Origin of the sequence: Levilactobacillus zymae DSM 19395, assembly GCF_001434115.1 — a bacterium.
Classification (GTDB): Bacteria; Bacillota; Bacilli; order Lactobacillales; family Lactobacillaceae; genus Levilactobacillus; species Levilactobacillus zymae.
This window is the reverse complement of sequence record NZ_AZDW01000058.1, coordinates 53,707-76,849: the sequence shown is the minus strand read 5'-3', so window position 1 is coordinate 76,849 and position 23,143 is coordinate 53,707. Positions and strand designations below refer to the sequence as shown.

Below are 23,143 nucleotides of genomic sequence, written 5' to 3'. Positions count from 1 at the left end.
GCCGCCGTTTGGCAGGATACCGGCCGAACTTCACAACTTCATCACAATTTCTTCGGAATTTTATCAGAATTCTGTAACGTTATTGTTTTACAGCCATGATATATTGGAACTGTTACATATCTTGGGGGATAGGTGGCTGACGCCACCAGTCCCCCATTTTTATTGCAGTTTTATAAGGAGATGGCTCATTTGCAAACTACTCACCGGCGTTGGCGACGATTCGTCATCGCCTCACTCGCCCTAGTCACGGTCGGCCTGGCCGGCTGTTCCGCTAAGTCCGAGGCGGCCAAGTCGTACGGCATCAAGAACAACAAAACCGCGTTGACCACGGCGCAAATCAAGAAGAACCTAGACGTCAAGGTGATTACCACCCGTCAAGACGCACAAAAAAAATTGACGGCAACCTATAAGGCTGCCGCCGAAAACTCGAAATACACGTTGACCGATCCTTACGTGAAGGTCAACCCTTACGGCTCCTCCCCCCTGTCCGCGTTAGTCACGTTTACCACCAGTGACGCCGAGAAGGTCAGCTACACGGTCGTGGGTAAGACCGACCACACCTCAATCACCAACACGGTCAAGGGCGGGTACACCAAGTCCCATCAAGTTCCCGTGGTTGGCCTGTACGCCGACACCACCAACACGGTCAAGATCACCACGACCAACAAAAACGGAGAAACCAAGACCAAGACCCTATCCATGAAGACCGGTGCGCTGCCTAAGTACATCAAGGACGCCACGCTGACCGTCACCAAAAACGACAAGTCCAAAATGAGTATTGGTAAGAATAAATTGACCATCCTCAACCGGACCACCAAACAACCGCTGGCCATTGACGCCGACGGTAACGTTCGGTGGTACGACACCAACTATTCCCAACACACCATCGAACAGTGGTCCAACGGGCACATCATGTTGCTGTCCAAGAAGAACGTGGACTCCGACGTGTATAACGACCTGATTGAAACCGACTACTTGGGCCGCGTTTATAAGGAATACGGGTTTGCCAACAAGACCAGTAGTTCGGACTCCTCCAGCGTTAGCAAGAAGGCCGCCAAGGCCAACACCGAAACCACGGTCATTCACCACGACCTGGTCGAACTGCCCAACCATAACTTCTTAGCCACCGTGTCCGACGGGTCCAAGTACAAGGAAGACACCATGATCGAAGTCGACCACAATACGGGGAAGATCGTGAAGGTCATTGATATGAAGAAACTCCTGCCGAAGTCGATGTGGTCCACCTACAAAAAGGGTGGCGACAACAAGGTCGATTGGCTGCACCAAAACGCCGTCGACTACGACAAGAACGACAAGAGTATCGTGATTTCCAGTCGGAACCAAGACATGATCATGAAGTTGGACTACAAGACCGACCACATCAAGTGGATCTACAGTGGGAAGAAGGCCAAGACCTGGCCAAAAGCCTACCGGCAATACCTGTTGAAGCCAACCAAGGGCACCACCATCACCGGGGGCCAACACGGCCTTTACCTGTTGAACAACGGGAACGGCGCCAAGGCCTCCAGCGAAGACTTCCTGCTCTACGACAACAACATTGCCGTCACCAACGGGAACAAGAAGACCTCGGGCAAGTACTCGCAGGCCGTTCAGTACCACGTGGATACCAAGAACATGACTATCAAGCAGACCTGGGCCTACGGGAAGTCGTTGGGTAAGACCAACTTCACGCCAGTCATCGGGTACGCCGAAAAGCAAAGCAACGGCAACGTCTTGATCGACTTCGGGTTCAAGAATGGCGGTCAAGAAAGTAACGTCATCGAAGTCACCAAGTCCGGCCAACAAGTCTTCAACGTCACGCTGAAGAACGCCGGCTCCAAGGCTTACGCCTACCGGGCTTACCGGGTACCGTTCTACAGCGGCAGTTACCAATTTGACGCGACGAAATAATCGTTAAGTTTAACCACTAGAAAAGCGCGCAACCGTAAGGGTTACGCGTTTTTTGTTTGGGTCGAGATTAACTAACTTTAAAAGGGTTCTCAAGTCTAAACTAATTCAGATTCCAGTTCCTAACTAGAAGGTCTTCAACGAGTCCGCAATCAGTTGAATGAAGGCTTCGCGGTTCAGGTTCAGGAGAACTTCCGTGTTCTTGGGTTGACCGGTCAGTTCGTAGTAATCGCAAACCGTTTCGCCCCGGGTCAACTCACCCGCGGTTTCCACGTCGACGGCCATTTTTTCGGTCTGGAACCATTCGGGATGGAGTAACCAGGCAATCGTGCAGGGGTCGTGTAACGGCGCGCCCTGAAAGCCCCACTTGGGATTCTCGTGATAAATTTCAAAGAAGTTCAGCAGGCCGGTAAAGGCGTGGGCCACGGGATTGTCGATGTGGCCGATGGCTTCGATTTCGGGCTTCATGATTTGAGCCTTGTGGGTCACGTTCAGCGGCGCCATGACCAGCGGAATGCCAGCGTTGAGCACGATCTTCGCGGCTTCCGGGTCGACGTAGATGTTGAATTCGACCGACGGCGTCCAGTTCCCCAGCCCCATGGCCCCACCCATGAAGACGATTTGGGCAATCTTGGCTTTCAGGTCGGGGTACACCCGCAAGAACAGCGCGATGTTGGTCATCGGGCCGGTCACCACCAACGTGACCGGGTCGGCGCTAGCCCGTAGCGTTTGCGCAATCAGTTCGATGGCGGTCAGGGGTTGGACGTCGAAATCGGGTTCGGGCAATTCGGCACCGTCCAGCCCGCTCTTACCGTGGACGTTTCCCGCGGTCTCCAGCGGCTTCAACAGCGGCGTCCGATTGCCCCCCGCCACGGGAATCTCCTGATGGTGCATCAGCGTTAATAGCCGCATGGCATTATGGAGCGTCTTTTCGGGCGTTTGGTTACCGGCCGAGGTGGTCACGGCCAACAAGTCAATTTCGGGATTGGCCAGCGCCAGCATCATGGCCAACGCGTCGTCGTGGCCGGGATCACAATCGAGAATAATTTTAGTGGACATACAGAAGCCTCCTAGTGTAATGGGTACGCTTTCATCGTACCATAGACTAAGAGGCCCGGATACCCGCGCCTCACGATGATTCAGTTAAGTTTAGTGGCCCGCAACGTCAGCGTCGGCATCCAGGGACCGCCCCACCAGCCGTTAGGACCGTTGCCGCTCACGTGAATGTCCGTGAAGCCTAACCGTTGGAGCGCTTCTTTGTATTCCTGACAGGAGAAGCCCAGGTCGACCAAGACCACCCGGCCGCCCGGTTGCAAGACACGGCTGATTTCTTGCAGGCTCTGCAGGCGGCCGGCCTTGGGTTTGACGTTGTGGATCGCCAGGCTAGAGACCACCAGGTTAAACGCCTGGTCGGCAAACGGCAACTGACGCATATCGGCGGTCTGCACCGTGGCCTCCTGCGTCAATTCGGAAACGGCCAAGCGCCGTTCCACCGCCGACTGGGAATTGTTGGTTTGATCGAGTTGGCGCCAAATATCGATGCCCGTGATGTGCCCCCCTAGCGGTAACCGTTGGGCAATCTTGAACATCACCAGGCCGTGCCCGCACCCGATGTCGAGCGCCCGGGTGTGTTTATCCAATGGCACCTCGCGCAATAACCGGTCCCAGATGTGGGCCTTGCCCACCAACGTGGTATGTAGAAAGATGCTCCCCAATATCAGGTAAATCCCAGCGGCAATCAGCCAGGCCAGGTGAAACCCGGTCAACACCCACACGGGCAGACAGAGCAGCCCCAACCCGTACAGGATAATGAGCCCGGAGACCCCGTCCAGACCGTTTTCGCGAATCGTCTTCATCTCGTACCTCCCCTAAAACTTTCTGCCCATTGAGTATACTCGAAATTGGGGATGGTGAACAGACTAAAGTGTTAATTTAGCGAAAGTTCCTATCAATTAATTAATATCCCGGAATCAGTAAGCGTAGCAGCCAGTCCGGTGGGTTTAACGCCAGGTCACCGAGGACCACGCCCACCCCTAACAGGCCGCCGTATCCCCAACCTAACCACCGCTGATAGCGCTGTGTGCGGTGGCGATGGTAAACCGCCAAGCCACCGAGACTGACGGCCACTAACCCGATGCTCCCCAACACAATGACCGCATCCGGATGCAGCGGACTCTGGTCAATGACGCCCTTAAAACCGTTGCCTAACAACGCTAACGGTAAGCTTACCGCCAGGGCGTTAACGCCCCATTCCAGGCCAATCTGCCACTTCTGCATGTCACTTTCCCCCTACTCTATGCTCTTAGGGTAGCAAACCCGCCGCCCGCTGCCTAGGATGGCACGGTTCGTGACGCAATTTTTAAAAAAACGCACAAAAAAAAGCCGCTGAAGCACTCGGCTTCAACGACTATCCTGATTGGGCTAGCTGGGTTCGAACCAGCGCATCACGGGATCAAAACCCGTTGCCTTACCACTTGGCTATAGCCCAATAATTGCGTCATCACTGACTCAACAGGTAATAATTTTAGCATTTAACCCCCAGCGGACGCAAGCCTTTTTTGCGATTTTTTTACTTAACGGGCAAAATCAACCGGGCTCCCCGGCAAATTTCCGCGGATGAATTAGTTGACCGGCTCGCCAATTTAACGCTAGGATAGATAGGGTCCCACATTATCGGATCATTTATCGGGGAAGTTACAATCAAAGATTATTAGTTATAATTAACAAGGAGTAGGTGACTGAAGTTGTCCAGAAAAATAACCATTAAAGACGTGGCCGCCGAAGCGGGGGTCTCAGAAGCCACGATTTCACGGGCCCTCAATGATAGCCCGCAGGTCAAACCGGCGACCCGTCAACGCATTCAAAAGATCGCGCAAAATCTCGGGTACCACCCCAACGGCCTCGCCCGGAGCATTCGGGTCCAAAAAACCAACACGTTGGGCGTCATCATTCCCGACATCCTCAATAATTTCTTCACCCACATCATTCGGGCCATCGAAGACGCCGCGGCCCAGGCCGGTTACGACGTCCTCATCGTCAACACCGACGAACAGGACGACCGGGAAGTCAGCGCCCTGAACCTGATGCTGGAGAAACAGGCGGCCGGCGTGATCATCACCAGCGCCGGGGGCCCCACCGACTACGCCGCCCAGCTGGGCAACACGCCCGCCGTGTTCGTCGACCGGATGCCGCCCGCGGGTATCGCGACCCAGTACGACCGGGTCCTGGTCGATAACGTCCGCGGCACCCAGGATTTGGTCACTCAGTTGATCGACCGTGGGGCCAAACGCGTCGGCATCATCAACAGCGCCGTGTCGATGACCGCCACCGAACGGCTCCAAGGCTACCACCAAGCTCTGGCTGCGGCGGGCCAGGAACGCGATCCCGCCATCGAAGCCACCGCCCGCACCGATAACAGTAACGTCGCCCAGATGACCCGCCAACTGCTGATCAACCAGCGTTGTGACGGCCTGTTGGCGGCGGACAACACCATCATGGACGCCGTTTTGCATAAGTTGCCCGACCTCGACCTACCCCCGTTTCAACTGGGGAGCTTCGACGATCAGGACTGGTTCGACTTCCTGCCCCAGCCCATCGTCACGGCCAAGCAACCCATCGCGCAAATCGGCAAAACGGCGGTGGACCGACTGATTGCTCGCATCAACCAGCCCGACCTCCCCGCCGAAGAATTCCGTTTGTCTGCTAAAATCATTACCCATTAATTAATAAGAGAAGCAACCGTCCTTAGTGCCCCGTTTCGAGGGGTGGCGCACCCGTCTTGCCTAGCGTTCATGCTACACTGGCCCCAAACTCACGAGGAGGTCCTGACCATGACCGCGACCATCGCCCAGCCCCAACCCACGGAATTGCGCCCACTAAACACGGCGTTAAGCCTGCTGGATAGTCCTTGGAAACCCCTGATTCTCCACCGTTTGGCGGACCACGACTACCGGCTCGCCGAATTACAGCGGACCCTGACGGCCTGTCCCCCAGCGACGTTGACCACCCAACTCACCCAGTTAGTGCGTGACCAACTGGTGGTCGCCACCAACGGCCCCGCAGCCCCGACTAGCTACTCCCTGTCTCGCGCCGGACGTTCCTTAGTGCCGTTACTGTTGGCACTCAATCGTTGGGGACGGACTTATCTCAACGAAATCCAACCAGTCACCTCAGCCCACCACGACGCCTAGACCGCGGTGGGCTTTTCACGGCATGCCCTTCTTGTAATCGTTTTCTGTAAGCGTTTACATTTAATCGGTTTTGTGCTAGGTTAAAAGAGAAGACTGAAACGAGGAGTGTCAGATATGCAAGATAGCGATGTTCTAGTCATTGGTTCTAACATGATCGATTTAATCACTTACGTGGACCGGATGCCGGTCGAAGGTGAAACCATCGAAGCGCCCGACTTTGCCATGGGTTTCGGCGGTAAAGGGGCCAACCAGGCGGTCGCGGCGGCCCGGTTGGGGTCGCGCGTCAGCTTCATCTCCATGGTCGGCCACGATAACTTTGGGCAACAGCAACTCGCCAATTTCAAGGCCAACCACATCGACGTCACCGGTGTGGGCGTGGGCCAGAAGAACAGTGGCGCGGCCCCGATTTTCGTCGACCCGTCTTCGGATAACCGCATCCTGATCATCAAGGGCGCCAACAGCGAACTGACGCCCGCGGTTCTCGACCAACACGTCGACCTGCTTCAACACACCAAGCTCATCGTGCTCCAACAGGAGATCCCGCTGGCCACCAACTACCACGCCATTGACCTGGCCAACCAGTATCACGTGCCGGTCCTGTTGAACCCGGCGCCGGCGAACCGCGACCTGGATTTGGCGCACGTCAGTCGGGTCGACTTCTTCTCGCCGAACGAAACGGAACTTGCGACGCTGACCGGCATGCCGACCACGACCCTGACCGAAATTAAGGCCGCCGCCCACCATCTAATTGACCTGGGTGTCAAAAACTTGCTGGTCACGTTGGGTGCCAAGGGGGTGCTGTGGGTCTGCGCCAACGACTGCCAACTGATCGACGCCGTCAAGGTCCAGGCGGTGGACACTACCGGGGCTGGCGACTCGTTTATCGGGTCATTCGCTCACTACTTCGCCCAGGGCGAGGACGTGCCGACCGCGCTGCACCACGCCAACGCTTACGCGGCGTTAACGGTCACCCGGCGTGGGACGCAGAAGTCCTACCCCACGGCCGAAGAGGTGGCGCAGGCGTATCAACCGAGTTAGATTTTTAGAGCAAACGAAAGTCCCGCACCGATTTTGAAGTGCGGGACTTTCGTTTGGTCTAGAGTTAGAACTACTTTAAGACTTTGTGATTGATGCGTAACTATTTAGATTTACCACTCATCTAAAGCGGGCGCGCCTTGCAAGGGGCGCGGTTTTACGCTTTTGACCTTCTAGATTTACCACTCATCTAAAATACGAGTTCGTCACCCAGTGGGGGCTCGTACGCTTTTGACCTTCTAGATTTACCACTCATCTAAAACGTTACCGACGGCAATGGTCGTTGTTGTCATGCTTTTGACCTTCTAGATTTACCACTCATCTAAAACGGACACCGGCCGGTTACACTTGGCCGTGACGCTTTTGACCTTCTAGATTTACCACTCATCTAAAACTTGAGACCCGAATAGCTAGGTTCAATCGCTGCTTTTGACCTTCTAGATTTACCACTCATCTAAAACCTCAGGCTGTAGCGTGGACGGGTCCCCGGCGCTTTTGACCTTCTAGATTTACCACTCATCTAAAACTGGTGGCCTGACCGTGCCGATCATCTTCATGCTTTTGACCTTCTAGATTTACCACTCATCTAAAACAACCCGCTGGAAGACTGGGAAATCACGATCGCTTTTGACCTTCTAGATTTACCACTCATCTAAAACCTAAGGTCATCGCCAATGACGCCACCGACCGCTTTTGACCTTCTAGATTTACCACTCATCTAAAACACCGCCCTGGACATCATGGACGACGAAGACGCTTTTGACCTTCTAGATTTACCACTCATCTAAAACGTACTTGCCGCTATAGCGATACTCCGCAAAGCTTTTGACCTTCTAGATTTACCACTCATCTAAAACTAGACGTGCCGGACTGACTGGCATAGGCCCGCTTTTGACCTTCTAGATTTACCACTCATCTAAAACGCCGTGTGGTGCAAGGAACATCCCGACATTGCTTTTGACCTTCTAGATTTACCACTCATCTAAAACTAGTGTGGGTTTTGGCTATCGGTGAAATTGGCTTTTGACCTTCTAGATTTACCACTCATCTAAAACGGCCTTACCGCCCCGCGGGCCACGGTGGCCGCTTTTGACCTTCTAGATTTACCACTCATCTAAAACAACTGGCACTTACGGCCGCGAGAACCAGTTGCTTTTGACCTTCTAGATTTACCACTCATCTAAAACGATGGCCGCGTCGTCGGGTTGGTCGTCCTTGCTTTTGACCTTCTAGATTTACCACTCATCTAAAACATTGCGGGCGGGCCATGTTCTTACCGGATTGCTTTTGACCTTCTAGATTTACCACTCATCTAAAACGGCTTGAATGGCGCTAATGGTGTCGGCGTCGCTTTTGACCTTCTAGATTTACCACTCATCTAAAACCATTGTTCTATAATGCTTCTCTCATACTAAATCAGCTACCAGAGAACAAAGTCACTATCGATGTAGTGATAGTCACAATCTTCAAATACTTGCTGACGGCGGATTTCTGAGAATTCAATGATAAGGAGTGGTAAACCTGCGTCCGCCACCGCTTTACTCAATAATTTAAATTGAGCGACCTGTAAGTAGTGGCTAACATTGGTCAACACGACCGTGTGCCGATCGTTTAATTCAACTAATACCTTAATTAACGTTTCCAGTATACCATGAATCCCCATATCGGCTATGCCGTCAATCTTGAGACCACTGAATTTCATTAATTTTGCTAGTTCGGGCGTCTCCGGAATCCCCAACGGCACATCCAAAACATAACTATCCCCCAGAATTTGTGTCAATAATTGTTGAACTTGATCCGTCAATTGAACCGTCTGCTGGTCAGACAAGACTTTCAACAACTGTACCTGCAGTTTCCGTTGAAATACCGCATTTAAATCCAACTCCAGTAGCGGGTCACCATACCACCGACACAGCTGATTAACTTCTTTTAAGTCGTATTCATCCGTAGCGACGTGCAACGTCTCTTCATCGTTTCTGAGACCCCGGACTAAATCGTGATAAATGTTTAACGCCCCCGTGTCCAACACTGTGATTCTACCGGTCGGAACATCAAACGGCGCATAACTGTAGTAGGTCAGCTTCAAATAATCACCGTCCTCGCCGCTGAATTCAAAACGTCTTGGCTGGGTTCTCCCGCAATAAAGTGCATATTTTGATATTGTTTTTCCGTCATCATCACCGTTTGCACGAGACTATCCGTGGGAACCAAGCGCGCTAAACGGCGCTCGATGGCTTGAGCCGCTTTTGAGTCGGCACACACCCTCACGTAAACCGAATATTGCATCATGAAGAATCCTTCTTGAATCAACGTTTTCCTAAACTGCCGGTAATTTCGTCGATTCTTACTGGTCGTCATCGGTAAATCAAACAGTACCATTAAGCGCATGACTCGATACCTCATTTGGAATTTCCACCTCGACTTGAATTGTCTCCACCGCTCCTGCTAAATAGTCCAGACAGTGCCCCACGTACTTAGGAATTGCATTTCGTAATATCGTCTGTTGCCCGTTGTAAGTCATGGCAACGTTTAATAAGTCGACCAAGCCATACTTAATATCCGGAGTAAAATCTCGGATTTTTTGTTGCGACACCCATTGGTCAATAATCGGCCGAAAGGGTTCCATCAAATCGGAACCTAAGTTGTACGCGTTATCCGTTCGCACATGGTGAATTCCCAGGCACGTTAAGTATCCCCGCACACCGATTGCTTGATCAACGATTGACAGTAAAATGGCATACCCGTAGTTCAACGCTGCGTTGATGGGGGTTAAATCTGACCGTGAAAAATCATCCCCAAATATTAACGGAAAATAACGACGAGCGACTACCGCTTCCCGATTGGTGATGTCGTTAAATTCTAATTGGTCCAACTCCTGTTGCAAATTTTCAATGGGTGCTTTGACAAACTGCGCCACTCGAATCTAATTCTGCAGCTTACTCGCCACGATTCGCGTCCAAAGCTTCATCATGCGATCCTGGGGCCAGGCGACCTGCTCTTGCACCGTCACCGCCGATTGTGCGTTTGAGTAATCTCCCGTAGTGGTGCAAATTGGTTGGCCATCCCGCCCCGTGAAAATAACCTTGGCCTGAACTTCTGCTAACGCAACTAAAGCGGCCGCCGTAATCACGGCCTGTACGGTCTGAATCAACAGCACTCCCACGTCCCGAACGGGAATGTGGTACCGGTCCGTATCCGTCTGAACCACTAGGTTACCCGTCATTAACGAAATTTTGGCATGCTGCGTCACTACTATGGTTCGCCATCCCATAAAATCATCCTCCTTGTCGATTGCGGCAAAAAATGCTATATTGTTAGTGGTCAAGTTGACCTGCTTGACCTTCTAGATTTACCACTCAGTGTTAAAATCAAACAAGATACTGCGGTATCAAGTTTTCCTTTTTGAGCTCGTTATCGAGCCAATACATAATTAAACGACCAACTCACTGGCAGTCCAATGAGTTGGTCATTTTTAGTTACTATAAATCACTTAAACGAACGCGTCGTTGGAATAATCCAGTTGGTGATTCATGAATTAACACGGCATTCTCAGTTAACTTAATACCTGATGAAACTTGCAACTTTCCAAAATACTTAGGGCATCCAATAATGGACAAATCCTTTGTCTCAGGATTAGCATGTAATCCTTGCATTGTCTGTAGAAGGACACTTCTTTGCCCTAATTTCAATTTTCCGTTTTTAGATTGTACGGTATTAATTGGCAACTCGGCTAATTTCGGGCCCGCCTCTAACAAACTTTCCTTAAAGTGATTCATTCGATAAAGTGGAAAATATTTCGCCACTTGATCACAAACAGCTTCATAAACCACCATCAACTTATTCGTATTATTTAATTTCTGATCAATTATCATTCTTTGCTGTTCTAGCGACAAAACCAGTTGCTGCTGATTACAATAATAAGTATCTGATCTCAATCCAAAACGATGTGATTGTTCATGAATATCATCAATCACTGTCTGATTTTTAAATACATGGCGTAAGACAATTTCAAACGGCTGTTGTTTACCCCGGGAAACAAAGCTAGGTGCAAACCAGTCCGTCAGAATCTGTCGTTGTGCGGACTCACTACTTCGTTGCAGGCGCCCCACCAAACGCGTCGGGACCCGCAATACTTGATAGCTTATCTTGTTCTTAGTAACCGTCCGTGCGATGGCTAAATAGCCGGTTGTTTCACCACTATACCCACCATACAGTTCTGTAGATTGAGTGGTTTTGCGCGGAATTAACTTTCTGTTTTTAGGATTTTTAGCCGGATGAATGGTTTGATTAAATAGTGCGCCATGGTTATCATAAACCTCATGAGTAACTAATAAATGCCTGTATTCCATTATTTTTTTCAGCTGTTTGACTTCATCCTGCTTATCCCAAATAACGGTCTCCGAGTGTGGTGCCTTAACAATCACCGCATCCTCTGGCTTGCCTTTCAACATCTCCCCAATAAAGTTAAAATGCCGCTTTAAGTCAAACCGTGTTTTCTGATACTGCCCATAAACGAAGAACCGTTCTAGATTGGGGTACCGTTGTAACAAATAGGTCCCAATTCGTGCTGCTAAGTAGGCATCGTGCGCATGGTGATAATCATTGAGTTCCCGTAGCTTGGGTAGGTTTAACCTGGTCCGGAATTGATGCGACAATCCCGCTTTGACCGAGACCAATTTCGTTTGTTCCGGATCATACTGTTGGCTCAAAATATTGGTAATCAACTTAATCACCTGACGAGTCTCCACCAATTGCCGAGCAACAAAGCCCGTAGCCTGTTGGTCTAATTCCTCCGGCCGTAAGAGTAGGTGGTCCAACTTCCGTTGGGAAATCAAGCCGGCCCGTTGCAATAACCGCCACCGGCCTTGCTGACTCGCGTACAACGGTCCGGGGACCCGGGCACCCTTTCGTTCATTTTCCTCTGGCGTGGTCAGCACCCGATTATCCAGTGAATCGTCCTTAACCACCGACTGGGGAATAATGTGGTCAATGTGGTACTTCGACAAGCGCTCAAAGTCTAACGGCTTCCCCGTATACATATCGAGCCCATTTTGTTGGAAGTACAGGACTACCTGATCCTCGAATTTTTGATGGTCGTCAATTGCCGACAGTAACTTTTCCTTAACGGCTTCGTTAACAATTTCTTTAGCACTCGTTTTATAGGCTTCTAGCAGTTGCTGTTGGCGGGCTAACTTACGCTTAGGATTCTGTTCCGGCCCGCGTGCCGCTTCGATGAATAGCCAGCTAGGCGCCACTTCGTGCATCGCCGTTTGAATATCGGCGACCACTAATAAGACCTGGCGAATCGCCTTTTTGTTTTGCGGTGACGTATACAGATCATTGATTGTTGTCGCTAAGTCCTGTTGCTTCAGGTCGGTCTGGTTCACTCTCGCAATCGCCTGCTGAAATTCCGTTCGACGAATGATCTGCATAAAGTTATTCGGTTCAGTCCATAGTAAATCCATCACGGACTGCCCCGTCGCATCGCGCAGCTGAGTTAATAATTTATCAGAGAGTTGCCCCCAACCGCGGTACCGCTTTTGGCTTAACTGGCGGCGCTGGTCTGGTGTGAGCCAAGCAATCTCCTGCAGCTTTTCTTTAAAGATCGACGTATCTTCAAAAATGGTCGACCAGTTGATGATTTTTTCAATATCGGCACGCTTGTCCGGTTGTTCCAAGGCTTCCGGAATGATTTGAGCGTAATCGTGATACGTTGTTAAACTGCTCAAGAAACGCTTAGGATCAGCCAACCCTTTGATTTCGACCCGGTCCTTAGCGGCACCGTGCGCGATGAGATTGGCTTGTAATTGCGCGATGGTGACTGACGCTTGTGACCGGTCAACAAATAGGTCCTGAAAAAGTCGTTGTTTTTCGGCAATCGTCAATAGCTTACCGTCCACGCGAACATTGTTTAATTCATTTAATACCTCGAAGCGTTGATATAACAGGCTATTTTTTGGTAACACGTCCTCGCCTAATAGGTAGGTATCCGTGGTCTTCATCCGTTGAATGAATGCGTTCGCCGAGGCGTTACGGTCCACCTCTTGCTCAAAGTTCCAGGGCGTGATGGGCGTGGTCGACTGGGCTTCCTTGCGCGTCATCCACGCAAACTTGGTTTCCTTAGCCGCTTTATCCGCTTGCGGCTGTACTAGTGGCCCCACGTAATATGGAACCCGAAAATCAACTAATTCGTCCAACTTATATGGGGCATAGCTGCGATGGGCTGCCACCGGATTTTCCTCAGCTAACCAAGGATAATAAACGGACTGAGCTTCGATAATTCGGTCCAACTCTTGCTGATGAATTTGATGCGGAATCACGCTATTCGCCTTGGTTCGCTGCTTGGGCAGAAAGTCCCCCGCGTCAATGGCAGTTTGTAACCGTACGCCCACGGTACTAAGCGGCTGATTCTGCTTTAAAACTTTCTCTACCGCCTTGACTAGGGCATCCTGATCTTGATCATTTGCCAGATAGTCGGCGTAAGCCTGTTTCAGGGCCCGCCGGTGTTTTTGATCCGTTAATTGTTCCCGATAGTCTTTTAAGAGCCGCAATTGGTCATAATGCGTTTGGTACTGCTGAACCATCTGGCCAGAGAACGTCTTGCCGTTGGGAATAATAATGGCAAGCTGGATTGCAGACTGCACCCTGGCCAATAATTCTACCAACTGACGCTGTTCATCCCCCAATAACTGAGTAACATCATCTTGATGGTCATCTAAAGTCTCCAAACTTAACGTTAAGGCCTTTTGGTCAGTCTTATCCCCCTCGAATCCCGTTAAAACGTAAAGCTTAGCTTTCAACCCCAGCAGGGCCTTCGAAAACTCGGTATAGAACCGTTTTTGCGTCGCATCACCCTGAGCCACCAGCATTTTAGTCAACGCCTTCTGCCGGTCACTGGGCGATTCCTGGTCGTTGGTCAACAATGACACCACCGCATCCCAATCCAATTGGGGAAGCTCCACCTGTGAATCCATGAAAATTGCCGCTAATTGGGCGTTAATCGTTGCAAAATAGGTGTTTAAATCCAGCTTCCCTGGTTTAAAGTTTTTCGCGGCACCACCAGTTAAAAAGTGGCCCCGGTACTTCACGATGTGGTGAACGGCCAAATAAATCTCCCGGATATCAAACTGACGTTTTTCGGTCATCAACTTCTGGCGCAAATGATAGACGGTCGGGTACTTATCGTAGAATTGCCGGTCGGTTTGGTCGTTAAAAAGCCGATAAACGGCCTTGAAGCGCGAATCGCCCGGGGCAATTGCAGACGCCTTTTGCCGCGCAAAAAAGTTTGGATCTTGGGCGGCAATGTATGGGTCAAAAATCTCACGTAGCAACCGTAACCGCCACCGGCGCCGCCCCAAACGGCGCCGCGTCGTCCGGAAGGTTCGTCTGTCCGCTGCGGGTTGCCCCTCCCGAAAAAGCCGAACACCTAACCCGGTTTGCCCTTTGACCCGGATGATGTGACCGTACTCATCCACCACGGACCAGCCAATTGAACTGGTTCCAATATCTAATCCAATACCGTATTTTTTGTACAAATTAATAAATCCCTTCTATAGCCGAATTAGGGTTAAGCAACTTGTTTCAATTATTTTATTCTAGCGTACCCATTTAATCATCGTCCAGAACTATGTCACCCATTGTCAAAATTCGTAATTATCATAATTATTACCGGTTGTCGTCTTCAAAATAATCAGTTGGCCTAAAAAAGGCGTTGCTCGCAAGCAACGCCTTTTCCTATCAAATTTAATTCGTCTTACTCCTGCGTCCCCGCAATCACGAACTCGAAGTCGTAATCCCGGTCGGCGGGCAGGTGGTACTTAGCTTCCACGTCGGCGCCCCAGCTGTCGATTCCGCCGACACCGCGGACGGCGCCAAAGACCGTGAAGACCGTCCGCCGTAACGGTGGCAGTTCTTCGATGTGGGTCGCATTTTCTAGCTCCTCGGCCGTGTACGGCAAGCAACTGAAGTTAAACGGCTGGTCGGCCTGCGTAAACGTCAGGCTGAACGGTTCGGTGTCCGGGTCCGCGTTGTTCAACGTAATGGCCCGGGTCACCGTGGCGTGTTCGGTCGCCATGTGCATCCCGCACTCCTGCGGGACCATGTACGGCGTGACCGGCAACCCGGTGACTTGGTAGTCGCCCAGTTGGCCGCCCGCCATGCGGTCCGGGTAGGTTTCCCCGGATAAGCCGCGGTAGCTAAATTGCTGCGCGGCCGTCGGCATCACGAACCGCAGTCCCAGCGCGGGTAATTCCGGTAAGCCCGCCTGGCCGGTGAAATGGGTGTGGACCCGAATTGCGCCCGTGGCGTCCACGGTGTAGCTTACCACCACGGTGGTCGCCGGCACCGTGGTCGTGGTGTAGGTGAAGCGCAGCGTCACGGTCTCGGCGGTCTCGTGGTCCGAATAGCGGTTGTTTTCCGGCGCAATCGGCAGGGTAATGTCCTGGCCGTTTACAGCCACCTCGATGTGCGTGCAGGGACTGAACAGGTCGGCCCCCAGCCACATCGCCGATTTTTCGGAAAAGTGGTTGCCCCGGTCGTTATCGGTCGTGGCCCGCCAGAACGTGGGTTTCGGCACGCGGTAGAGCCACTCCTTACCATTGCGTTTGAGCGACTCCAGGCCGCCCCGTTCGTAACTAAAGATGTATTGGAACCCCTCGCCGTGCAGGCCCAAGGTCCCGTCGCCATAAACGACGTGTAGTTTAGCGGTCGTATTTGCCATAGTAGTAGCTCACCTCCTGAAGTGCGGGTTTCGGCGTCCGGTCCGCGAATAGCAGGCCGTCACCGGAAAATTCATAGTCGGAATGCCGGTCGTCGAAGTCCCCGCCGTAGCGCAGGACCAGTTGGCCGGTGACCTCGTCGTTGACCAACAAGGCCTGGTCGATGTAGTCCCAGATGAACCCGCCTTGGTACATTGGGTACTGGTCGATCAGATCCGTATAACTGTTCATGCCGCCCAGCGAATTGCCCATGTCGTGCATGTATTCACAGTTAACGAACGGCTTTTGCGGGTCGTTGTCTAGGTAATCGCGGATGGCCTTCGGTGGATCGTACATCATACTTTCCATGTCGGAGATCCGGTCGGCGTAGACCCGGTTGCGGCAAACACCTTCATAGTGGGTTAGGCGGCCCTCGTCGTGGTCGTGATAGTACTGGTCCATGGCCGCGATGTCGTCGCCGGCGTAGGATTCGTTACCTAGCGACCAGAAGAGGATGGCCGGGTGGTTCTTAAACGTTTGATAGTTACTGCGAGCCCGGTCTACTACGGCCCCCTGCCATTGCGGCAGCGATCCGGGAACGTTATACGAGGGTTCGACGGCGCCCATCTTCTGCCAGGTGCCGTGGGTTTCTAGGTTATTTTCGGCCATCATGTAGATGCCGTTGCGGTCGCACAGGGCGTACCAGGCAATCTGGTCGGGATAATGGCAAGTCCGTACCGCGTTGATGTGGTGTTGCTTGAAGACTTGCAGGTCGTATTGCATGTCGGCCAGCGTGACGCTACGGCCGCGCTTGGCGTCCCATTCGTGGCGGTTGACCCCGTTTAAGATCAGCCGGTGACCGTTCAGCAACATCACCTTATCCTTGAGTTCGACCCGCCGAAACCCGACGTCGTAGGGCACGACCTCCAGCAATTGACCGCTGGCGTCGAGGACTTCGACCTGAAGTTGATACAGGTACGGGTCGTGGTGGTCCCAAAGATGGACGTTGGGCACGGGCACGTGTCGGATAGTGAGCTCGGCCTGAGCCGGTACGGTCTGGTTCAACAGGACCTGTTGGCCGGCGTGCAGAATCGTTTTGACCTGCGCCCCGGATTGGGCGGCGTCCGCATTAAGATTCAACGTGACGTTAAAGTCACCGGTGGTCAAATCGTCGAGGACGTTGGCCCGAATGGTCAGGTCGTTGACGTGGACGGTCGGTTGGGCCACTAAGCGCACGCTACGGAAGATCCCGGAGAACCGGAAGAAGTCCTGGTCCTCCAAGAAGGCCGCGGTACTGCGTTTGAAGACCTCCACCGCCAGCAAGTTTTCACCGGCCTGCAGGTAAGGCGTCAGGTCGAATTCCGACTGGCTGAAGCTGTCCTCGGCGTACCCCACGAAGTGCCCGTTGAGCCACAGGTACATGGCCTCTTCGACCCCGTCGAACTGGATCACGACGCGGTGGTCGCGTAGTTCGGGGTTCAGGGTAAAGGTCTTCAGGTAGGCACCGACCGTGTTGTCGGGCCCTTCACTAAACATCCCCGGCATCCCGGTGGTGTCGCCCAGTGCGTAGGCCGGCCGCCGATACAGCTTACCTTCCCAGGGGTATAAGGTGTTGGTGTAATGGAGCTGGCCGTAACCGGCGAGTTCGATGTGGCCGGGTACTTGGATTTCCCCAAAGTTCTGGTGGTCGGCGTCCGGTTGTTCAAAGCCCACGGGCCGTTCTTGCGGCGTCTGGGCAAAGGCGAACTGCCAGGTCCCATCTAGGCTCTGCACAAAACTACTCTGGTGCGCCTGCATCTCGGCGACCGTCCGGTAATAATGGTGATCGCTGTGCGCGGGCAACTGGTTGACCCGAAACGTTTGCGGGTCGTCCAGCCATTTTAAGTCTGCTTGCAACAGCAAGACCTCCTTTTCATTTTAGTTAAAACGCTTACATTTGTTTACAGGATTATTGTACTACAGGTCGCCCCCCGTTGATGATTTCTGGGGGCAATTTTTTCCGAAAAATTTAGGATCCGTTGGCGACCATCCTGTAACCGTTTCCGTTGCCGTAAATCCGCCGAACGACTCCCTACCGCTAAGTTTTAATAAGCTATTCAAGATGAAAATATTACTGAAAACTTATGCCAGTAAGCGTATGATTATGAGTGCTGCTATTTCCACGAATACTCGCTGGTTGGCAGTCGAAAAAATACATATTTGAGGTAGAGTTTAATGCATTATACTTTGTTCATCCGGTGTCTCGCGGAATTTATCGGGACGGCCATCATGGTGGCCTTAGGAAACGGCTCCGTCGCTAACGTCGAATTGAAGGGGACCAAGGGCTACCACGGGGGCTGGGTCCTGATTGGGTTCGGGTACGGTATCGGGGTCATGATTCCCGCGTTGATGTTCGCCACCATCTCCGGGGCGCAAATCAACCCGGCCATGACCATCGCCCAAGCCGTCGTCGGCAACTTCCCTTGGGCCGAAGTCCTGCCCTACGTCATCGCCCAAACGCTGGGCGCCATCGTGGGTCAACTGACCGTGGTCCTGGCCTACAAGCCGTACTACGACAAGACCACGGACGCCGAAGCCATCCTGGGGACCTTCTCCACGATCGACGCGGCCGACAGCAAGTTGAACGGGTTCCTGAACGAATTTATCGGGACCTTCTTATTGGTCTTGGGCGCGGTCTTCATGACGGCCGATAAGTTAGACCCCCGGGCCGACTTTTTGGGCTTAGGCTTTCTGGTAATGTGTCTGGTCGTCTCCTTCGGGGGGCCCACCGGACCGGCCTTGAACCCCGCACGGGACATTGGCCCACGGCTGTTACACGCCCTCTGGCCGTTCAAGTACAAGGGCAGTTCGCAGTTTGAATACAGTTGGGTGCCAATCGTGGCTCCCATCGCCGGCGCCATCGCGGCCACGGTTTTGTACCAAGCGTTTCTTTAAACCATAACGATTGCAGATAAAATGAGGATTGCCGTGACCCGGCAATCCTCATTTTTTGAGTTTTATTCAGCTCGTCCCTAGTTAAACCGCTCATCACTTTTAGCCGGCAAATTTCTGTTTGGAGGGAGACTAAAATCTGTTTTCGGCTAATCAGGGAAACTACCCAGTGATAATCCATTTAACGGATAGCCTTAAAGTGACTGTCATTACCATCGTAAGCTGGAGGACCAAATCAATGCTTACCCTAACGCCACCTGAACCTGGTTCACGGGTTGAGTACTCGTAGCGACCACGCTCCCAGCGGGCTGGTAGACTTTGCGGTCCAGCGTTGGGGCCTTGACCGGCGTGTTTGCGGCGGCCATGTCCTTGAAGTACTGAACGAAGACGTCGGTATCAGAGCCAATGGAGGCCTTGATTGGCGTGTCCTTGAAGGCGTAGAAGTTATCCCCGCCCCCGTGGAGGAAGTCGTTGATCACGACGCGGTAGGTCGCCGTCATGCTGACCGGCGTGCCATCGTCCTTCTTGATGTCGACTACCTTGTACGGTTGCTTAGCATCGTTGTTGTCCGTGTAGGTGTATTTCAACCCGGAGATTTGCAGGTAGAAGGCTTGGTTTTCGTCATACTGTTGGTTCAGCGCATCCTTGATTTGCTGACCGGTCATTTCAACCACCTGTAAGATGTTCCCAAATGGCTGTACGGCCACGGCCGCACCCCAGGTGATGTCCCCGTTGTTGGCAACGGCCAAGTCGGCCCGGACCCCACCGTTGTTGGTCATGGCAAAGTCTGGCTTAGTCCCGTTCTTTTGGGCTTCGTAACGTTGCGCATCGACCACTAATTCACCCGCGGCGTTTTCCATGGTCTTGCTGTTGTTGTTCCGCCCGGTGATCGGTTCGTTAGTGGCGGCCTTGCCAATCACGGCATTGACCTTCGGGGCCACGCGCTTGTCGGCGTCCTTCACGATAGCGGCCACCTTGGCGTTGGTCTTAGCCTTGGGGTTGGCCTTGGCTGGTAAGACGGGGTACACGTGAGATTCGAGGTGCATGAATTTCCCGGTCTTCGGGTTGATGTACCCCTGCGTATCGTTGTAGGCCTTGCCGGTGTAAACGGCTTGGACCACATGGGTCTTGCCGACCGTGGCGTTGGCGTACTGGTGCGAGTGCCCGGCCACGTACAGCCCAACGTTGTTCTTCTTGTCGAGCTTGTTGACCTTGTTCAAAATATCGACCGCACTACCGGCCGTCTTGCCGTCCTGGGAGGCGATCCCAGTGTGGGCCATCACGACCACGGCCTTAACGCCCTTCTTGTTCAAGACCTTATCGTACTTGGCGATGGTCTTGGCTTCGTCCAAGATCTTGTAGTTTTGGTAGTTCTTCAGTAACGTCAAATGAGGCAGGTCGGTGGTTTCAATCCCGATAAACCCAACTTTAGCGGTCTTGCCGTGGGCCTTGACCGTCTTGATGGTGTAGGGCTTGTAGCCGTAAGGAATCTTGTTGTTGGATTTCTTGACCACGTTTGCCACGACCAGGTTGATCTTCGAGGCTTGGTGCGGGTAGGCCTTGACCAACGAATCGGCGTTAGCGGCCGGCTTATTGCCCTTCAAAATCCGGTTGTATTCGCCCAAACCGTGGTCAAATTCGTGGTTCCCCAGCGTCCCGATCTGGAACTTCATGGCCCGCAAGGTGTGCATGGTCGATTCGTGGGCCAGCAGGGTCGAATTGGCCGGTGAAGCCCCGACCATGTCCCCGGCTTCCACCCGGAAGGTGTTGGCCGCCTTAGCATGTTGGGTCTTCTTGAACTGGTTTTGGGCTTGGTCTAACGAGCCCCCGAGCCGCGCAACGGTCCCCACGTCGCTATAAGTCTGGTCGCCAATCTTCACGGTCCCCGTGGTTTCCAGGCCCCCGTGCAGGTCGTTGATGCCTAAGACCTGAATCGGAATGGCGGTCTTGTATTTCTTGGCCAACTTCTTAAACCCCGGTTGGCTGGTCGGAGTGCTGTACTTATCGGTTTGCGTGGTGACCTTCTGGGCCGCGGCGTGTGCCGAATGATCGTCCAGTCCCGGTAGCGTCGACGCACTGCCGGCAACTAATAAGGGCACTAACAAACTATAAAGTAGCTTATGATGATGGTGAGCTATTGTCATGATGACAAATCCTCCTCAAAAATATGTAATCCGATACGTCCCTAGCGTAACAATGAAAGCGCTTATTGTCACTAAGTAAATCCCCTCTAAGTTTGCAATTCAAGGGGTCGAAATTGAAAGGCCTCCGCCTTACAATTTCCCCACAGGAAACGCCAAAAATCAACGCAAAAATCGGGCGCCACCAACCATAAAGGCTGATGACGCCCGATTTTTGAAACTCATTTAGCTTAATTTTAGATTTAGTAAGTGAATGGTTCTTCACCCAAAGCGTGTTGGGCAGCCAGGTTCAGCAGGCTCCATTGCCGGTCAAAGCCAGGTTGGAAGAAGAAGTCAGCTTCGGCTAAGTCTTCGAGGCGTAAGCCGTGTTGAATGGCTAAGGCTAATACGTTGCCTTGAGCCGTCACGTCGTAGGTCGATAAGACCGCGCCACCCAATAAGACGTGGGTCGTTGGGTTGAAGAACAATTGAACGTAAACGTCCGGGTTGCCCTTGTCGCTTGGCACGTACTTCGGCCGCAAGGTGGTGTGGTAGAAGTCCTTGGCTACCGTGACGCCCGCGCGCTTGGCGGTAAAGGAGTTCAGGCCACTCTGTGCGAAGTGTTCGTCAAAGACACTCAGAGCCGAAGACCCGACCAAGCCCTTGAATGGTTCGGCTGGGTTGGCTTCGAAGAGGTGCTTGACCACGTAACGGGCTTCGCGCCGGGCGACCGTCGCTAAGGCAATCGGCACCTTGGTTTGCGCCGGAATGGAGTAAGCCAACGTGGCATCCCCAATGGCGTAAACGTCGGGCAGGTTGGTCCGCAGGTAGTTGTCGACCTTGATCCAGCCCCGGTCGTCCAAGTCCACGGTCCCCTTCAACCAGTCGGTGTTCGGTTGAACGCCGGCGGCCTGAATGACCACGTCACTTGGGTATTCGGCGTCAGTAGTCTTGACGGCCTTGACGGCTTGGTCGCCGGTGTAGGCGGTGATCTTGGCGTTCATTTGCACGTTGATGCCTTCAGCCGTCAGCTTCTTGGCCAAGATATCGGTCAATTCGCCGTCCAGATACGTGCCTAATGGCCGGTCGATCACGTCGAGCAAGGTAACTTCCTTGCCGGCTTTCCGACTGGCTTCAGCCGCTTCGATTCCGATGTAACCGGCCCCGATAATGGTCATGTGCTTGACCGCTGGGTCGGCGAGCTTTTCCTTGATCTTCAACGCCCAATCCTTGCCCCGCATTAAGAACACGTTGTCCAGGTCGGCCCCGGGCACGGGTAAGGACTTCGGCGTCACACCAGAACTCAAGATCAACTTATCGTACGGTTGGTCCGTGGTTTGGTTAGTGGCGTGATCCACCACCGTCACGGTCTTGGCATCGGCGTTGATCTTGGTGACCTCGTGGCGATCCAGGATGTGGACGTTGGGTTGTGGAAAATCATCAGCGCTGAAATTGCGCACGTCGTTGACATCCGTAACACTGTTTTCCAGGTACAATTCCATCCCACAAGACATGAAGGAAATGAAATCCCCCGCTTCAAACAACGTAATATCAACATCATTGTAGCGACTCAGTAATTCTAAGATTGATTGGTGACCCCCATGTGAAGCCCCAACAATCACGATTCGTTCTTTTGACATCGAACAAAAGCCTCCTCTAGTTTAGAATGATTCTTAACTGACAAGTTAAGAATAACGCATTCATCCCTAAAATGCAAGCCGTTTCAAAAAATGAGGGGCGTTACGAAAAGAGGGTGTCCACCATGGGTTGCCGGCGACGCCAATCCACCTGATGGTGCAGGTCGTAGGATTGGCGGGTTAGGTAAGTCAATAACTTAGCGCGTTGGGGCTGGTCCAAAAACGTGTAGGTCTGGGGAATCGCCACTTGCGGCGCGACCGCTCGCAAATCGGCCAACGTCACGGTGCTGGTCAGACGGTAGGTCGCCTGAATCGGCACGGCCACCCCACTCTTCTGGGGGCCCAGGTACCGCATGGTCGCCGCAAAATCGCTGTGCTGAACCAATGTGCCCAGCTTGGCGATTGTGGCCGGGCTGCCCTGGTAGGCCGCCCCGCAGCGCATGAAGAACTGAATCCCCCGCCCCGTGGTGTAGACGAAGGCCTGGAAGGGTTTAGCAAAGAACCGCTTGCGAAATTCTAAAATCTTATGACCGGACAAGACCGCCGTGGTCGCGTCGGGATGCAACGCGACTAATAAGGTGGGCAGCTGGTCGTCATAAATCATGGCTATGGGTTGGGTCACGGAA

General features: G+C 52.7%; 16 protein-coding genes, 1 tRNA gene, 1 pseudogene and 1 CRISPR repeat array. Of the genes and pseudogenes, 5 read left to right on the top strand and 13 right to left on the bottom strand.

Going from position 1 to position 23,143, the window contains the following annotated elements:
- Nucleotides 1-180 precede the first annotated feature (180 nt).
- Nucleotides 181-1,911 (top strand): aryl-sulfate sulfotransferase, encoded by a 1,731-nt coding sequence (locus FD38_RS12330; protein WP_147007841.1) that lies wholly within the window; start codon nt 181-183, stop codon nt 1,909-1,911.
- Between the two features lie 123 nt (nt 1,912-2,034).
- Here FD38_RS12330 and rihA read toward each other — a convergent pair whose 3' ends face one another.
- The 4 genes from rihA to FD38_RS12310 all read right to left on the bottom strand — a co-directional run bounded on the left by rihA (nt 2,035) and on the right by FD38_RS12310 (nt 4,396).
- A complete protein-coding gene (rihA, locus tag FD38_RS12325) occupies nt 2,035-2,967 on the bottom strand; it encodes a pyrimidine-specific ribonucleoside hydrolase RihA (protein WP_057734611.1) in 933 nt (310 codons plus the stop codon).
- An 80-nt stretch (nt 2,968-3,047) separates the two neighbouring features.
- The gene (locus FD38_RS12320) at nt 3,048-3,764 is read right to left on the bottom strand and encodes a class I SAM-dependent methyltransferase (protein ID WP_057734609.1); all 717 of its coding nucleotides are present in this window, start codon (nt 3,762-3,764) and stop codon (nt 3,048-3,050) included.
- 100 nt (nt 3,765-3,864) lie between these two features.
- A complete protein-coding gene (locus FD38_RS12315; protein WP_057734607.1) occupies nt 3,865-4,185 on the bottom strand; it encodes a hypothetical protein in 321 nt (106 codons plus the stop codon).
- Between the two features lie 139 nt (nt 4,186-4,324).
- Nucleotides 4,325-4,396, bottom strand: a tRNA-Gln gene (locus FD38_RS12310).
- Between the two features lie 256 nt (nt 4,397-4,652).
- Here FD38_RS12310 and FD38_RS12305 point away from each other — a divergent pair.
- The 3 genes from FD38_RS12305 to rbsK all read left to right on the top strand — a co-directional run bounded on the left by FD38_RS12305 (nt 4,653) and on the right by rbsK (nt 7,136).
- Nucleotides 4,653-5,630 carry a LacI family DNA-binding transcriptional regulator gene (locus FD38_RS12305; RefSeq protein WP_057734605.1) on the top strand — a complete coding sequence of 326 codons (978 nt, stop codon included), beginning with the start codon at nt 4,653-4,655 and terminating at the stop codon, nt 5,628-5,630.
- A 108-nt stretch (nt 5,631-5,738) separates the two neighbouring features.
- Nucleotides 5,739-6,098, top strand: coding sequence for a winged helix-turn-helix transcriptional regulator (locus tag FD38_RS12300; RefSeq protein ID WP_057734603.1), 360 nt, complete (start codon nt 5,739-5,741; stop codon nt 6,096-6,098).
- A 114-nt stretch (nt 6,099-6,212) separates the two neighbouring features.
- Nucleotides 6,213-7,136: a ribokinase gene (gene rbsK / locus FD38_RS12295; RefSeq protein WP_057734601.1), complete on the top strand. Its 924-nt coding sequence runs from the start codon at nt 6,213-6,215 to the stop codon at nt 7,134-7,136.
- Between the two features lie 158 nt (nt 7,137-7,294).
- Nucleotides 7,295-8,518: direct repeats of the CRISPR family, unit length 36 nt; unit sequence GCTTTTGACCTTCTAGATTTACCACTCATCTAAAAC.
- Between the two features lie 35 nt (nt 8,519-8,553).
- Here the strand turns inward: rbsK and csn2 are convergent.
- The 6 genes and pseudogenes from csn2 to FD38_RS12265 form a co-directional block, all read right to left on the bottom strand.
- Nucleotides 8,554-9,219: a type II-A CRISPR-associated protein Csn2 gene (csn2, locus tag FD38_RS12290; RefSeq protein WP_057734599.1), complete on the bottom strand. Its 666-nt coding sequence runs from the start codon at nt 9,217-9,219 to the stop codon at nt 8,554-8,556.
- A complete protein-coding gene (gene cas2 / locus FD38_RS12285; protein WP_057734597.1) occupies nt 9,216-9,521 on the bottom strand; it encodes a CRISPR-associated endonuclease Cas2 in 306 nt (101 codons plus the stop codon). The genes csn2 and cas2 overlap by 4 nt, the downstream gene beginning before the upstream one ends.
- Nucleotides 9,499-10,404 (bottom strand): annotated as a pseudogene (gene cas1, locus FD38_RS12280) (type II CRISPR-associated endonuclease Cas1). Before cas1 ends, cas2 begins: the two are co-directional and overlap by 23 nt.
- Before the next feature lie 208 nt (nt 10,405-10,612).
- Nucleotides 10,613-14,668, bottom strand: coding sequence for a type II CRISPR RNA-guided endonuclease Cas9 (gene cas9 / locus FD38_RS12275; RefSeq protein ID WP_057734596.1), 4,056 nt, complete (start codon nt 14,666-14,668; stop codon nt 10,613-10,615).
- 218 nt (nt 14,669-14,886) lie between these two features.
- Nucleotides 14,887-15,852, bottom strand: coding sequence for a beta-galactosidase small subunit (locus tag FD38_RS12270; protein WP_057734594.1), 966 nt, complete (start codon nt 15,850-15,852; stop codon nt 14,887-14,889).
- Complete coding sequence (locus FD38_RS12265) at nt 15,833-17,725, bottom strand: glycoside hydrolase family 2 TIM barrel-domain containing protein (protein ID WP_057734593.1); 1,893 nt, start codon at nt 17,723-17,725, stop codon at nt 15,833-15,835. The genes FD38_RS12270 and FD38_RS12265 overlap by 20 nt, the downstream gene beginning before the upstream one ends.
- A 318-nt stretch (nt 17,726-18,043) precedes the next feature.
- On the opposite strand from FD38_RS12265, the gene FD38_RS12260 reads away from it, so the two are divergent.
- The gene (locus FD38_RS12260; RefSeq protein WP_057734591.1) at nt 18,044-18,763 is read left to right on the top strand and encodes an MIP/aquaporin family protein; all 720 of its coding nucleotides are present in this window, start codon (nt 18,044-18,046) and stop codon (nt 18,761-18,763) included.
- 239 nt (nt 18,764-19,002) lie between these two features.
- Here FD38_RS12260 and FD38_RS12255 read toward each other — a convergent pair whose 3' ends face one another.
- From FD38_RS12255 to FD38_RS12245, 3 genes are all read right to left on the bottom strand, one after another.
- The gene (locus tag FD38_RS12255) at nt 19,003-20,904 is read right to left on the bottom strand and encodes a bifunctional metallophosphatase/5'-nucleotidase (RefSeq protein WP_057734589.1); all 1,902 of its coding nucleotides are present in this window, start codon (nt 20,902-20,904) and stop codon (nt 19,003-19,005) included.
- Between the two features lie 239 nt (nt 20,905-21,143).
- Nucleotides 21,144-22,520, bottom strand: coding sequence for an FAD-dependent oxidoreductase (locus FD38_RS12250; RefSeq protein WP_057734587.1), 1,377 nt, complete (start codon nt 22,518-22,520; stop codon nt 21,144-21,146).
- Between the two features lie 100 nt (nt 22,521-22,620).
- Entirely contained in the window at nt 22,621-23,139 is a 519-nt protein-coding gene (locus FD38_RS12245; protein ID WP_057734585.1) for a hypothetical protein, read from the bottom strand.
- Nucleotides 23,140-23,143 lie beyond the last annotated feature (4 nt).